This window comes from Paenibacillus sp. FSL P4-0127 (assembly GCF_038007325.1).
In the GTDB taxonomy this organism is placed as follows: domain Bacteria; phylum Bacillota; class Bacilli; order Paenibacillales; family Paenibacillaceae; genus Fontibacillus; species Fontibacillus macerans.
Genome location: NZ_JBBOWY010000001.1, coordinates 3,797,619 through 3,811,219, shown reverse-complemented (window position 1 = coordinate 3,811,219; position 13,601 = coordinate 3,797,619). Strand labels below are relative to the sequence as shown.

Sequence of the window (13,601 nt, the reverse complement as noted above, 5' to 3'; positions counted from 1 at the left end):
TCACGTTATTTCCTGCTATTCCTCATCGACTCCCAAATATTTCAGGGCCGTGAGCGCGTACACTTTCGCGCATTGGATGATTTGCCAAACCGGGGCCTTCTCATTGAAATTGTGGATCGTGGACAGCTCTGCCGGACCGTACTGCAGCACCGGGATTTGATGGGTGCGGAAATGGCGGGCGTCGCTGGAAGCCCATTGCAATACGCCGTAAGCCTCCTCGCCGCTGACCTCGGAGATGCTGTCCACCAGATGGCGGACGACCGGCTCCTCCGGCGGCGTCCAGTTGGCGTTGCCCTGAAAACCAAACGGTTTAATTTCCGTTTCGATCCCTGCGCCGAGGAGCAGCGAATGTGCCCGTTCCATCACCTCGCGGTAATCCACGCCGAACGGCACGCGGGAGTCGACCTGCACGGTGCAGCGGTCGGCTACGACATTGACCTTGGTGCCGCCTTGAATCGTTCCGATATTGACCGTAACATGATCAAAAACTTGATGAGCCAGGCCCTGACCTTCCCGCTCTTTCGCGTACTCCTTGGAAATCTCGATGATTTCCTTCACTTCGTCCGGTATTTTAGGCTCGATATCCCACAGCCGCTGCAGCGCCTCGATGCCTTTGGCCGCTTTGACGATCGCGCTCTCGCCGACGATCGGCGACAGGCTGCCGTGGCCCGGCGTCCCTTCCACGGTGAACTCGAACCAGCAGCTTCCTTTCTGTCCGATCGTCGGATTCAGCGGCCCCGAAGGCTCGGCGATCACCGCCGCGGTGCCTGTGATCAAGCCGCGTTCCAAAACCCACGGCACGCCGAGATGGCCGCCCGTTTCTTCGTCTGGAACAATGAGCAGCGACAGATCGCCTTGCAGCGGCACGCCCAGCTTGGCCAGCAGCGCGGTGGCAAAAATAAGGCCGGCCAGTCCGCCTTTCATGTCCGAAGCGCCGCGCCCCAGCATGTAGCCGTCGCGAATTTCCCCGCTGAACGGATCGAAGTCCCAGCGATCCAGATCTCCTGCGGGCACCACATCGGTATGCCCGCAAAAGATCAATTTTTTCCGGCCGTTGCTCGAAGCCGGTTTGTATTTCGACACCAGGTTCAGCATCTGTTCCGTCGCCGCGTGAATGTCCGTCGATATTCCCGCCCGGTGCAAGTAGTCAATGATAAAAGCGCTGATTTCACGCGAGTCGCCGGGCGGATTTTCCGTCGGAAACTGGATCAGTTTCGAGCAAAGCTCAAGCAGCTCGTCCTGCCGCGCGTCGATTTCTTCCAAAACTTTCGTTTTCCAGTCTGTCACAGCCGCCACTCCTTTTCTCCGTTTAAATCAGTTCTTGGACAACGGATAGAAGCGAATGACTTCATCCGGGTAGTACACATAGCCGCTAACTTTGCTGTTCATGCCCACGATGCGGTTGTATTCGTACAAGTAGAGCCACGGCGATTCGGTCGTAATGATTTCCTGCGCTTTAGCGTACAGTTCGTTGCGTTTTTCCAGATCCGACTCCAGGTTGGCCTGCTCCCACAATTTGTCCACTTCAGCATTGCTGTAGTTATGGTAGTTGGACGATCCTTTGCCGTACATCAAAAAGCCGAGGTGATAGGAAGGATCGTTGACGAAAGACGTCCATTTCGAGATATAGGCGGCCAGGTTTTTCTGTTTTTGCATTTCCAGGAATTGAGCGCGCGCTACTTTGTTAATGTTCATCGTTACGCCGATTTTGGCCAGTTCCGCTTGAATGAGCACCGCGTCGTCTTCCCAGTCCTGGAAGCCCGAGCCCAGCGTCAGGTCAAATGTGAACCCGTCCGGATAACCGGCCTCCGCCAACAGCTGCTTCGCTTTCTCCAGATTGTGCTCGTAAACATAACCTTTGTCGGTGTATCCCGGCGTATTGCTGGCCACGGAGCTCTTCATGATTTTCGCCTGGCCGTGCATAACATCGTTGATCAGCTGATCGTAAGGCACCGCATAGGCCATCGCCTGGCGCACCTTCGCATTATCGAAAGGTTTGACCTTGTTGTTCAGAGCCAGGTACAAAATCCGGTTGCTGGCATTCGACTTAACCGTCAATGCGCTGTTGGCTTCCAGGCTGGCCACATCTTTGGCCGGAATTTCGATGGCCATGTCGATGTCCCCTTTGTTCAGCAGCATCACGCGGTTCGAAGCTTCTTTGGTGAATTTGAGCGTGACCTTGTCCAGTTTCGGAGCGCCTTGCCAGTAGTCTTTGTTGGCCGTCAGCACCGCTTCGCTGGCCGGATCCCATTTCTCCAGCAGGAACGGACCGGAACCGGCCGTGTTCGTGTTCAAATAGTCGGCAGGTTTGCCTTCCATGGCCACGTCGTCAACGATGGAGAAGTTGTACAAAGCGATGATTTGCAAAAACATATGATTCGGTTTGTTCAGCACCATTTGCACGGTGGAATCGTCAAGCGCGGTTACCGATTTGATATCCGCCATTCCGTACAGGAAGCTGCCGGAGTTGGAATTTTTCACGCGATCAAACGTATAAACGACCGATTTTGCGGTGAGCGGATTGCCGCTGTGGAATTTCACGCCTTCCTGCAGTTTAAACGTATAGGTCAATTGATCGTCGGACACTTCCCATTCCTTGGCCAGCATCGGCTTAATATTGTCGGTGTCGGCTACATCCGCGCCATCGACGTTTTTCACCCCGTAGGTGACAAGCTGGTCGTAAGCGGCGATGACGAACGTGTCGGATGTAAGGTCGCTCGCTTCCGCCGGATCGAGGGTCGTTCCCCCTTCGGAAAAAGCGACGGTCAGCGTGCTGGAGCCGCCTGCCGCTTGTCCGGACGTTTCATTTTGACCCTTGGAGTTTCCTTCGGCTGCCGGCGGATTGGCTTTGGGAGCACAGCCGGCCAATACTACACATAACGATACCAGCGCCAGAAAATACTTCATTCCTGTCTTCATCACTCGATCTCCCCTTTTGTTTTTGTTTTATATGGTATAGAAAATAACCCCTATTTACCGGACCGCAAGCGCGGGTCCAAAATATCGCGGAATCCGTCCCCCAGCAGGTTAAAGCCGAGAATCGCCGTGGCGATGGCCAAGCCGGGGAAAGTGACAAGCCACCATTCGCCCGAAATGATATATTCCCGGCCCTCCGAAATCATGGCGCCCCATTCGGCGATCGGCGGTTTCACCCCAAGGCCGAGAAAGCTTAAGCTGGCCGCGGTCAATATCGCAAACCCCATGCCCAAAGTTGCCTGTACCAAAAGCGGAGCAAGGGCGTTCGGGAGAATATGCTTAAACAAAATGACGCGATCCTTGACCCCGATCGACCGGCTGGCTTCCACGAACTCCTTTTCGCGCAGCGAAACGGTTTGTCCATACATCAGCCTGGCGAATTCGGGAATCCCCACGATACCGACCGCGATCATGGCCCCGGATAAACCGGCCCCCATGGAAGCGGCGATCGCCATCGACAGAACGAGCGATGGAAAAGAAAGCAGCACATCCATCACGCGCATAATCACCGTTTCGGTTTTTCCTCTGTAATAAGCGGCAAACCCGCCCAGCGGAACTCCGATCACAAAAGAGATTCCCACCGCGATCAGGCCCGTCCAAATGCTGATTCGCGCCCCGTAAAGAACGCGGCTGAAAATATCTCTCCCGAAGTTGTCCGTACCCAGCCAGTGGGCGGCGTTCGGCGGCTGCAATTTGGCGGCGGTATCCGGTACGTAAGGATCGTACGGAGCGACCCACGGCGCAATGATCGCGGCGATCGTCCACAAGAGGATAAACGTCAAACCGATGGTCGCCAGCCGGTTGCGCAGCAGCAGCCGCAGGAACGTAGCTTTGCGTGCTTTGGCCGGCTGAACCGGAGATTCCGCCGTCATCGTCGACCCGGCAGACATGGCATTTCCCCCTTTCTCTAATCTAGTGAGCTTCGTTGGCCTATTCGTAGCGAATACGCGGATCCAGGAGGCCATACAGCAAGTCCACCAGCAAATTAATCAAGCAGTACAACACGGCGCTGACCAGCGTAAAAGCTTGAATCGGCGCGTAATCCGCCGCTAGAATGGAATCGGTGATATAACCGCCCACCCCCGGCCAGGAAAAGATCGTTTCCGTAATGACCGCGCCGCCCAGCAGATAACCGAACTGCAGTCCAAGCACCGTAAGCGTCGGAATCAGCGCGTTGATTAGCGCGTGCTTTCCGATCACGACCGCTTCGCCGAGGCCCTTGGCCCGCGCCGTACGGACGAAATCCTGGCCGATGGTCTCAAGCATGCTGGAGCGCGTCATCCGGGCCACGATCGCCATCGTGCCGGTGCTAAGGCAGATGGCCGGCAAAATCAGATGGACAATGCTGCTCTTTAAAGCAACAAAGTCCGCGGACAGCAAACTGTCCAAAACGTACAAACCGGTAATGTCCGTCGGCGGATTCAGATCGCCGCTGATTCTCCCCATCGGCGCCGGCGCCCAGCCGAGCTTGGAGTAGAACACGTAAATCAAAATCAGTCCGAGCCAAAAAATCGGCATGCACGCGCCCACCAGCGAAAATACGCGCGATATGTGGTCGATGATCGATTCTTTGCGGGTTGCGGCAACGATGCCTACCGGGATGGCCACGATCACGGCGATCAAGATACTCGCCAGCGTAAGCTCCACCGTGGCCGGGAATCGCGAAGCAAAATCGCTTGCCACCGTATGCCCGGTGTGGTACGCAAAGCCCAAATCCCCGCGCAGCAATTGCCCCAGGTAGTCGAAAAATTGGGCAAACAGAGGCTTGTTCAACCCCATGTCGTGCCTGATTTTCTCGATGACCTCCGGAGGCGCCTGTTCGCCGGCCACCATCACCGCCGGATCGCCCGGCAGCACGCGGGACAGGATAAACGTAATCAGCACGATGCCGATCAGCGCCGGGATCATCTGTCCGAGTCTCCGGATCGTATAAGTGAACAACCTCTCACCCCCTCTCTCTCACCTTCAGTTCAGTCCATGTCAGGTTAGGTGTCCTGCGAAAAAGGTTTTACTGAATTGTGCTCATTCTACATAGTTTCCGAGCGGCTCACTACGTCCCCTCCAACTAAAAAATGCCCGCCCCGTTTGTATCCTTAGGACGAATATGTCTTTAAAAGTTAGAATATATAACACTGCAAATGGAAGTTATAGGTCGGCGGGTGCGTTATCATGCAAATAAAAATAGATTAAACACAAATGGCAGACGAGCTGTTCCCGCGCATCGCTTAGATCAAATCCCGTGATGTCCTTGATCCTCTCCATCCGGTATTTCACGGAATTGCGGTGAATGTACAGCCGGCTTGCGGTTTCGATCAAGCTTCCGCGCGTCTCCAAATAGCAAAGGAAGGTGCGCATTAAATCTCCGTTATGCTCTTCGTCATAGCGGCGCAAAGCGCCCAGTTTCCGCTCAAACAGCTGGCTGAAATCGGTCTTTTGCATCGCCTCTCCCAGCAAATGATAGATCTCCACCTCTTCGTAGCGGATGACCGGCGTTTCCCGGGGCATGCGGCGGGCGACGGCCATCGCTTTGCGCGCTTCGATATAGCTGTCGTAAATCTCCCACAAATATTTTTTGCTTCCAACCCCAACCAGGCTGCCCGTTGCCCCCAACGCTTTATCGCCAACCCATTCGAGCAAAGTATCCGCCCATGGCTTCGGCAGGTTGCGCAAATCCTCGGCTCTTTTTACGTCCATGCTGGGTAGGAACAGGACGGCGCGGTTCGAGCGAAACTCGACATGCGGGCTGACCCGCCGCAGTCTGGCTTCCTCCCCAAGCCGTTTCAGCAGCGCTTCCTCAGCGGGAGCCTGATCCCCTTCGATCACGGCGACTTCCCACAGATGTTCCACATGCATGCCGAGCTTGCGGCCCCGCTGCTCCACTTCATGCCGGGAAGGAACGGGCGGGGTAAGCAATTCATCGATGAAATTTCCGCGCAGCCGGTGCTCCGTATCCGCGACGATTTTCCCGCGCATGATTTCCAGCGCCAGCACAATCCGGGCTTGTTCAATACAGACCTTTTCCATTTCATCCAGCCTGTCCTTCGCTACAAGCAGCTTGGCCACCTGGCGGCGGTCCACCGTGATCCCCCATTGCAAAGGCGAATCCGCCTCTCCCCAGTACAGATCCGCCGGCGAAGACACAATCGTTTTTCCTTCCGTGTCCACCACCTTGACGGGAGCGCGCAGCAAGCCGGACACGCTGTCGCTGACGGCCTGAATCCCGCTGTTCTCCAGCACCATGGCGGTGAGCGTGCGGTATACTTCTTCGGAACGGCGAAGCAAAGCGGCCTGACGGTCCAAAATCAGCTCCATGATCGGCCGGGTGATGTCCGTATACGGAATTTCCGCCGGTATTTCAATGATCGGCAGCTCGATTTCGTTGCTGACATCCAAGGTCTGCTGCGGAATCCCCTGCAAAAAACGGGTCGGCTTGATCGCCAGCGCCGCTCCGCCGGAAGCGTGCAAAATCCGGACAAGCTCGGTCAACTGCAGCGGTTCGTTGCGGATCGCGTACGCCGTAGTCAAAATAAGCACGCCTTCCTTAACCCATCCCTTAAGTTCGGGCACCTCCATAATATCGATGAACTGGATGACGCGATCCAAGCCTTTGTACCCGCTAAGCACTTTGGCCTGCCGCAAGATCGGAAGATTAAGCACTTCCTTGACGGTGGTTCCTGTATTTTTTTCCACATCTTCGCCCCCCTTGTGCCGGCACAGAAAATAATATTTCATGCTAGTTTACCAGAAGACGGCTTTTAAAAAAATCAAAATGGCAAAAAATGTCGAAAAAATAAGCGTCCAACTTGTACCATCAGCACAATCGAACGCTTGTTATGAATTATAAGACGCGTTATTTACTTTCAGAAGGCCCGCAGGGTTATAGGATCGATCATATGGAGGATGTTCATGTTACTGTGCGTAACGTGCATGTCCGGCGACAGCAGTGGCAATTTACAACCAGGATGCCAGACTGAGGTGGTTGAGGTAAGCGGCTAAAGCGGCTCTATAGCATTCGTGTCTCGGTGTCTCCTGCATACTGCTTTGCACGATTATTCCTTTCGTTCAGGGGAAAGGGTTGCAGGTTCTTTCTCATAAATCTGTCTAATGATCTCGAACTTGTCTGCTTCTCCCAACCATATCTTCTTCCCCTGAATTGATCTTCTTCTCCTGAGTTGATCTTCTTCCCCTGAATTGATCTTCTTCACCTGAATTGATCTTCTTCCCTGCTTCCTGATCAAATGGGATAATCGTGCAAAAGCGCCCGGATAGGGGATGTTGATCTTCCGGCCAACCCATCAGCCTTCGCTGTTCACTAGTGTTGAAAACTACTAGAACCGTTGTTGTGCCGCTCGGCCATAACGGCCGCGGCCCCCAGCGAATCAATCGGATCAAACGCAGTCAGCCCAAGCTGCGCCTTCAGTTCCGCGGCAAAGCCGATCGTCGCAAATCCGGTGCAAGCCAGCACAATGCCGGCCGCTCCCCGCCGCGCCAATCTTTGCGCCGCTTCGAAAGCCGCTTCCCGCCCCCGGTCTGTCCGCAAATCCAGGGTGGTCGTGACCCCCTCGGGGCGGTCCATTCCAACGTAAGCCTCTCCGAGAATGGAACGGATGAGCGGCGGAGTCTCCTGCAAAATGGTCAACACGCCGACGCGGGTGCTTTGGGTAAGGCTTAGGTGGGCCGCACAAGAGCCCGCCCCCAGCACCGGAACCGAAAGCGCTTGCCGGCATTCTTCCAGGGCCGGATCGGCCGCGCAGCTGATGCCGATGGCCGTGCATCCTTCATCCGCCAGCCGCTTGGCCAAGGCGACAATCTTAGGCACGGCCAGCCGCTCGGTCCGCTCGTCATAAACCCCGCTTGGCTGGTCCGGAATGCAGGCGCTCCTGACGTCAAGTCCGAATTTTTGACGGATCAGTTCCCCATGCAATTCCGCGTCCCGGCGGTCTTGCAAAGTGATGACTCGAATTATTCCCAGCATTTGAACCTGGCCTCCCCTTCGCACAACTTGACTTCATTTAGACAAGTTTTCCTTGCGACATGATCAACTGGCCGTCCAAATACACGTCCGGCTCCTTCACAACGATATCGATATGCACCCCGGCCGCGATTTGGCCGCCAAACGTGTTGTTGCTGCCAAAAGCGACGTGAATCGTGCCGAATACTTTTTCGTCCTCCAGCACAACGCCGGTAATGCGCGCTTTGTCGTTGGTGCCGATGCCAAACTCGCCAAGCCAGCGTCCGTCGCCATCGCCCAGCATTTCCAGCAGTTCCTTGGCTCCGTCGCCTTCCGCTTGGACAAGTCTTCCCTGCTCCACCGTCAACAAAAGCGGGGCGGCAAGAACGCCGTAACCGGCCACGGAACCGTCCGCCAGCAGCTGCCCCGACGCGCTCCCCTCTACCGGAGCGATATAAGCCTCGCCGGAAGGGAGATTGCCCGACTGCCCCGGTTCCACAAACATGCCCGTGCTCGGCACCCCGTCCCGGTTCTCAATCGAAAATTCCAACGCCCGGCCCGCTTTCTCAACCCGCACATGACGCGCCTGGGTCAGTCTGGCGGTTAATTGCTCGGTCAGTTCCTTGACCTGCAAATAATCGGCCGTCACCGCTCCGTTTAGAAACATATCTTCCGTAATCCCCGGCATCGTGGCTACCCTGGCCCCCGCAGCCGCCGCTCGTTTCCGCGCGTTCGTATGCGTCAGCGAGTGCTCCGTGACGCATACGACGGCCTGGGCGGCCTCCATGGCCGCGGCCACCGCCGCCGGGGGCTCTTCCCCTGACCGGGAGCGCTCTTCCATGACCATCAGCACGGATTCCGCGCCGAGTTCACGGCCGGCTTTTTGCAGCAGCTCGCCCAACGTTTGTTTGGGTCCGTCCGCCACCACCAAAAAGTTTTCCCCGGCCTTAAGCGCCAGGCATTCAGCCAGCAGCTTTTTGCTGGACTTCACAATTCTCTCGTTCATGGTCGTCACCTTTCATTGGCGCGCTTTGCGTAGGCAAAGCCGCCTTACTTCGTTCAGGCGATCACTTCGGATACCAGTTTGCTCATCAGCGAGCTGGACAAAATCGTCGGCAGCCCGGACAGCGCGGTGACCCAGTTTCTGTGCCCTTCGGTATAACCCATGCAATCCAGCAGCAAAACATCCGCCCGCCCCTTCAGTTCTTTGGCCGCAGCGGCAAAATCCTGCCAGTTTCCGGTATAAGGCGATGCCGCGGCGAAAACGGGTTTGATGCCGTATTCCGCGAATTTCGCCTGAAGGGCAGCGGCTTGCCCGGGAAGCGGACAGATCACACCAAGCCGGCGGTTCCCCGCCAGCGCCGCCACGGCAGGAGTCAGAACGCGGTCCGGCTCGATCAAATGGGCCGATGCTGCCTGCAGCCCCGGAAACACGCCCGTGCACAAAAGCAGGATATGGCGGATCCCCTGCGCTTCCAATTCGGCGATTTTGCGCTGCAGCAGGGGCAAGATTTTGTCGCGGGCCACGACTACCGCCTGGCCGTCGGCCAGCCGCGAGGTCAACATGTAACTGCTGCCTGTTGGAGACAACTCGGCTTCGATTGCCTCAAGCCCCCAGCCGTCAAGCACCCCCGCCTGCACCAGTTCGGCCCGTCCTTCAAGCTGCTTCAGCAAGAACGGGGCCACATCAGTGCGCGGGGCCTGGCCGATCGTAATCATGCCTAATTTAGGAACGAGTTCCAGGCCCGTCCGGATCATTGCCGGACCGCCGTCTCTTTCCCCATCGTTTGCAGCACTTTCATCGAACCGTAGAGTTTGGTGATGTGGGCAAACTCTTCGGCACTATAGAAACGGCAGGTCCCGCCGCCCACTTCCTTGGCCGTTTCCACCGCAAAGCGTACCGCTTGGGCGATATCTACTTCATGGCTGGCCCCCGTCCCGCAGCCGGGAACAGCCGATTGCGCCGTAATCGCAACGCCGACCACCGGGGCATCCGTCGCCACGGCAGGCTGCAGAATCGAGTTGATATGATACAAATCGTTCCCGTAAGGCGTAATGTCCTGCATCGTCACCGGAAAAGTGACCGGCAGCTGCCCGGTCGTCATTTCCATGATGCGCAGCAAATCCTCGCTGATGCGGAGAATATACCCTTCCTTCACCGTCGGGGAGATGGCGATTCCTTTGTGATTGATCACGCGGTTCCCTTTCGTGGTGTCGATCGATAAAATCGCGTCCATCTCCGGCACGATTTCATGGCGGTTCATGGTGAGAATGTCGATCGGCGAATCCATGAAATCAACCGGTTCATGCGGCAAGGTTGGGGCATCGGGACAAATGTGCGTCGTCACGATCACATCTCCGGGCAGGGTATCGCCCTTCAATTGCATGTCCGCCAGCTTCAAAGCCGAAGCGATAGCCGCCACCGCGCCGTCCGCGTCGGAAACAATCCCGATCCGGCTTGGTCTTGCGCCAATTCCCCCAAGCCGCCCTACAATGCCCAACGTCGGCGCGCTGCCGCCGCTGCTTTTGCCGTTAGCGCCCGGGATCATCACTTTAATGAAATCCGTGCTCCCTTTTTCCCCTGTTACCGTTTGAACCGTAACGGAAACGCCGGGAAATGAGGCGAACAACCGTTTTACCGCTCCACCGTTTACATGAGCGCTGTCCAGCGCGTCGATGACCGTCAATGTCTGTTTCAATGCCATTATTAGTTACCTCCCAATGCTCCTGATGTCAATCAGTTTCATTAATGGTAACCCAGGCAAAAGAACGGCCACAATGTTCTCCTCTACCAAAAGGCCCGCCGGTTTATTGTCCCGGGAGAATAAAAAACAGGCAAAATCAAGCGTTTTCTCTCCCGTTATGTTAGAAAAGCTTACTTTATGATATTTGCCGAAATGATCGCATGAATTTGTCCCAAAACTAAACTATATTTATCGGGATGTCAAGCGGAGCTTTCCTTGGGTGAATAGATTATGGTATAATCTGTTAAGCAAAGTTTGGCAATGGCTAAGCGAATAATATTTAAGCGATAATAAGGAAGCACCTTTTATCCTGAAGGCGGTTTTTGTTGTAAGCCGGAAAATACAGGATTAGGGGTGTTTTTGTTATGTATGGAAAATTGTACAGCGCTTGTTTGTACGGGATCGACGGTATGATGATTGAAGTGGAGGTGGATTTGTCCAGCGGAATCCCCCAAACCAACATCGTTGGTCTGCCGGATTCCGCAGTCCGCGAGGCGGTGGAACGGGTTCGGGCGGCGGTCAAAAATTGCGGCTATAGTTTTCCGCTGCAGCGGGTGACGATCAATTTGGCGCCTGCCGACCTGCGCAAGGAGGGGGCCGCCTTCGATCTGGCGATCGCGCTTGCGCTACTTACGGCCAGCGGGCAAATCGCCCTGCCGTCGCAGGAAAAGCTGCTGATTATCGGCGAGCTTTCACTCGACGGTACGCTGCGCCCCGTTCCCGGCGTGCTGTCGATGGTTGACCGCGCGCGCCGGAAAGGGTTTGGCTCCGTTCTGCTGCCCAGGGAAAATGCCGCCGAGGCGCTCCTTCTGGAAGGAATCCGGGTATATGGACTCCGCCATTTAAACGAGCTTTTTCCCGAAGAGAGAACAGCAGAAGCAGGGGCCAAGGACGCTAAAAGGGCACCCCTGCGATTGACATCGCTGGATCACCTGGAAATAGAACCGCAGCCGGCAACCGCCCGCACACCTTATGAAGCGCCGGAAAACTACAGCGACGTACTCGGCCAACGCCACATTAAACGGGCGCTTACGATCGCCGCCGCCGGTTTTCACAATATCGTTCTGATCGGCCCGCCCGGGACCGGCAAAACGATGCTCATCCGCAGGCTGCCTTCCATTCTGCCGCCGCTTTCCCCGGAGGAAGCGCTCGAAGTCACCAAAATCTACAGCGCCGCCGGCAAATTAAGCGATACGGAGCAGGGGTTAATCACCCGGCGCCCGTTTCGCTCGCCGCATCATACGATCTCGGCGGGCGGCCTCATCGGCGGCGGCGCCATCCCCAAGCCGGGCGAAGTGAGCCTGGCTCACCACGGGGTTTTATTTCTCGACGAATTGCCGGAGTTCTCCCGCAACGTGCTGGAGGTGCTGCGCCAACCGCTGGAGGAACGGCAAGTAACCATCAGCCGCTCGCGCGCGTCGTTTACGTTTCCGGCCCGGTTTTTGCTGGCAGGTTCGTTAAATCCGTGCCCCTGCGGCTTTTTCGGGGCCGAACCGCCTTTGCCCCGCTGCACGTGCAGCCCACGGCGCGTCGCCCAATACCGCGAGCGAATCTCCGGCCCGCTGCTGGACCGGATCGACATGCATATCGAAGTACCGCCGCCTAGCGGCTGGCAGGAAGACAAGCAGCCGCTCAGCTCGGAGGAAATGCGCGGGCAGGTGCTCAAGGCGGAGCAGATTCAGGCGAAACGTTATAAAAATTGCGGAATCTCCCGCAATAGCGAATTGTCCGGCAGCCTGCTGCGGCGGTTCGCACCGCTTGCTCCGGAAGCCGGAAAGCTGCTGCAGTCTTCCTTTGAGTCGCTGGGCCTTAGCATGCGGGCTTACGACCGTATTATCAAGCTGGCGCGCACGATCGCCGACCTCGAAGGCCAGCAAGCCATTCAGGCGGAGCATATCGCGGAAGCGATCCAATACCGCCAGCTGGATCGGAGGCTGTTGGATGTGAGAGGGTAATGGCACAGCTTCCACCGCCTCTCATTCATCACCCGCTTTTCATTGGAAAAATTCAATAGAGGAAAAATCCAATGGATCGCCGGGAATCGCACGCAATTGGGAGCCCTGATTACAAATATCCAATCGATTTCACTCAAATCGCACAAACGTTGCAATGAATCTGACAAGATACATTTTCTATCCGCACAAATATTCTAACGGTTGCCACAAGCGCTATTTGTTCCAAAAACGTTGATTTCAATTTCTAACGGTTGCCCTGGCGCTTATTTCACTTAAAACCAGCTATTTTTGCTTAGATTCAGGCAAATAACGGCGCTCACAACCGTTAGAATTTGGAAAGGGGATTTTTTGGCAAAATAGCGGCTGCTGCAACCGTTAGAGTTCCGGCGGACGATAGTTTCGATTCGATGACTTGAACTTTTGTGGGAAATTCGGAGTTTCAGAGCTACAAGTTGTCTTGTTCAAAAGCTAAAGTAACGCTAGTGCTCAAATCGCCCATATTCAGCCCTGCTGGTCCGAATTATTGGAAATATAGGAACTCCGGTGCCACCAGCATTCTTACATCTTCGAAAAATGACTTTCGAGCAGCCTCTTAAAAAGCGTTTTTGATATGTTCTACTGTCGGCTTGTCTTCAGGGCCATACGTGACGGCGACGACGTCGAAGCGGACGTCGGCCAAAGTTTGGCCGGTTTGGTGAAGGTATACGGCGGCCGTGTCGCGGACCTGCTTGATTTTGCGAGGGGTGATCGATTCGGCCGGCGTGCCGAAAGCCGCAGCCCGATGGCTGCGGCTGCGCACCTCCACGATTACGATCGTGTGCCCGTCTTTGGCGATCAGGTCAAGTTCGCCGGACCGGCAGCGCCAGTTTCGTTTCAGGATGGTGTAGCCAAGAGTATTCAAATAATCGCCTGCGGCTTGTTCCGCCTTGCGGCCCCGCGCTTTCCGCTCATCCCCGCGCATAGGTTTTAACTCCC

12 protein-coding genes are annotated in these 13,601 nt (G+C 55.9%); 1 reads left to right on the top strand and 11 read right to left on the bottom strand.

What is annotated here, in order from left to right; all coding sequences use genetic code 11:
- Nucleotides 1-15: 15 nt before the first annotated feature.
- From NYE74_RS17180 to NYE74_RS17135, 10 genes are all read right to left on the bottom strand, one after another.
- Nucleotides 16-1,287, bottom strand: a complete 1,272-nt coding sequence (locus tag NYE74_RS17180; protein WP_316561520.1) for a M20 family metallopeptidase — start codon at nt 1,285-1,287, stop codon at nt 16-18.
- A gap of 27 nt (nt 1,288-1,314) precedes the next feature.
- Entirely contained in the window at nt 1,315-2,919 is a 1,605-nt protein-coding gene (locus NYE74_RS17175; RefSeq protein ID WP_341005009.1) for an ABC transporter substrate-binding protein, read from the bottom strand.
- Between the two features lie 50 nt (nt 2,920-2,969).
- Entirely contained in the window at nt 2,970-3,866 is an 897-nt protein-coding gene (locus NYE74_RS17170) for an ABC transporter permease (RefSeq protein ID WP_326044662.1), read from the bottom strand.
- Nucleotides 3,867-3,906: 40 nt separating this feature from the next.
- Nucleotides 3,907-4,917, bottom strand: coding sequence for an ABC transporter permease (locus NYE74_RS17165; protein WP_172531692.1), 1,011 nt, complete (start codon nt 4,915-4,917; stop codon nt 3,907-3,909).
- A 204-nt stretch (nt 4,918-5,121) separates the two neighbouring features.
- Entirely contained in the window at nt 5,122-6,666 is a 1,545-nt protein-coding gene (locus tag NYE74_RS17160; RefSeq protein ID WP_341005006.1) for a PucR family transcriptional regulator ligand-binding domain-containing protein, read from the bottom strand.
- Nucleotides 6,667-7,025: 359 nt separating this feature from the next.
- Nucleotides 7,026-7,181, bottom strand: coding sequence for a hypothetical protein (locus NYE74_RS17155; protein WP_155621576.1), 156 nt, complete (start codon nt 7,179-7,181; stop codon nt 7,026-7,028).
- A 107-nt stretch (nt 7,182-7,288) separates the two neighbouring features.
- Nucleotides 7,289-7,951 (bottom strand): aspartate/glutamate racemase family protein, encoded by a 663-nt coding sequence (locus NYE74_RS17150; RefSeq protein WP_036622219.1) that lies wholly within the window; start codon nt 7,949-7,951, stop codon nt 7,289-7,291.
- A gap of 37 nt (nt 7,952-7,988) precedes the next feature.
- Complete coding sequence (locus NYE74_RS17145; protein ID WP_036622218.1) at nt 7,989-8,933, bottom strand: aminopeptidase; 945 nt, start codon at nt 8,931-8,933, stop codon at nt 7,989-7,991.
- A 53-nt stretch (nt 8,934-8,986) separates the two neighbouring features.
- Nucleotides 8,987-9,685: an AroM family protein gene (locus NYE74_RS17140; protein ID WP_036622217.1), complete on the bottom strand. Its 699-nt coding sequence runs from the start codon at nt 9,683-9,685 to the stop codon at nt 8,987-8,989.
- Nucleotides 9,682-10,632, bottom strand: coding sequence for a DUF1177 domain-containing protein (locus NYE74_RS17135; RefSeq protein ID WP_124332712.1), 951 nt, complete (start codon nt 10,630-10,632; stop codon nt 9,682-9,684). The genes NYE74_RS17140 and NYE74_RS17135 overlap by 4 nt, the downstream gene beginning before the upstream one ends.
- 404 nt (nt 10,633-11,036) lie before the next feature.
- Here NYE74_RS17135 and NYE74_RS17130 point away from each other — a divergent pair, with 404 nt between their 5' ends.
- Nucleotides 11,037-12,626 (top strand): YifB family Mg chelatase-like AAA ATPase, encoded by a 1,590-nt coding sequence (locus NYE74_RS17130; RefSeq protein WP_341005003.1) that lies wholly within the window; start codon nt 11,037-11,039, stop codon nt 12,624-12,626.
- Between the two features lie 592 nt (nt 12,627-13,218).
- Here NYE74_RS17130 and NYE74_RS17125 read toward each other — a convergent pair.
- Complete coding sequence (locus NYE74_RS17125) at nt 13,219-13,587, bottom strand: YraN family protein (RefSeq protein ID WP_328271513.1); 369 nt, start codon at nt 13,585-13,587, stop codon at nt 13,219-13,221.
- Nucleotides 13,588-13,601 lie beyond the last annotated feature (14 nt).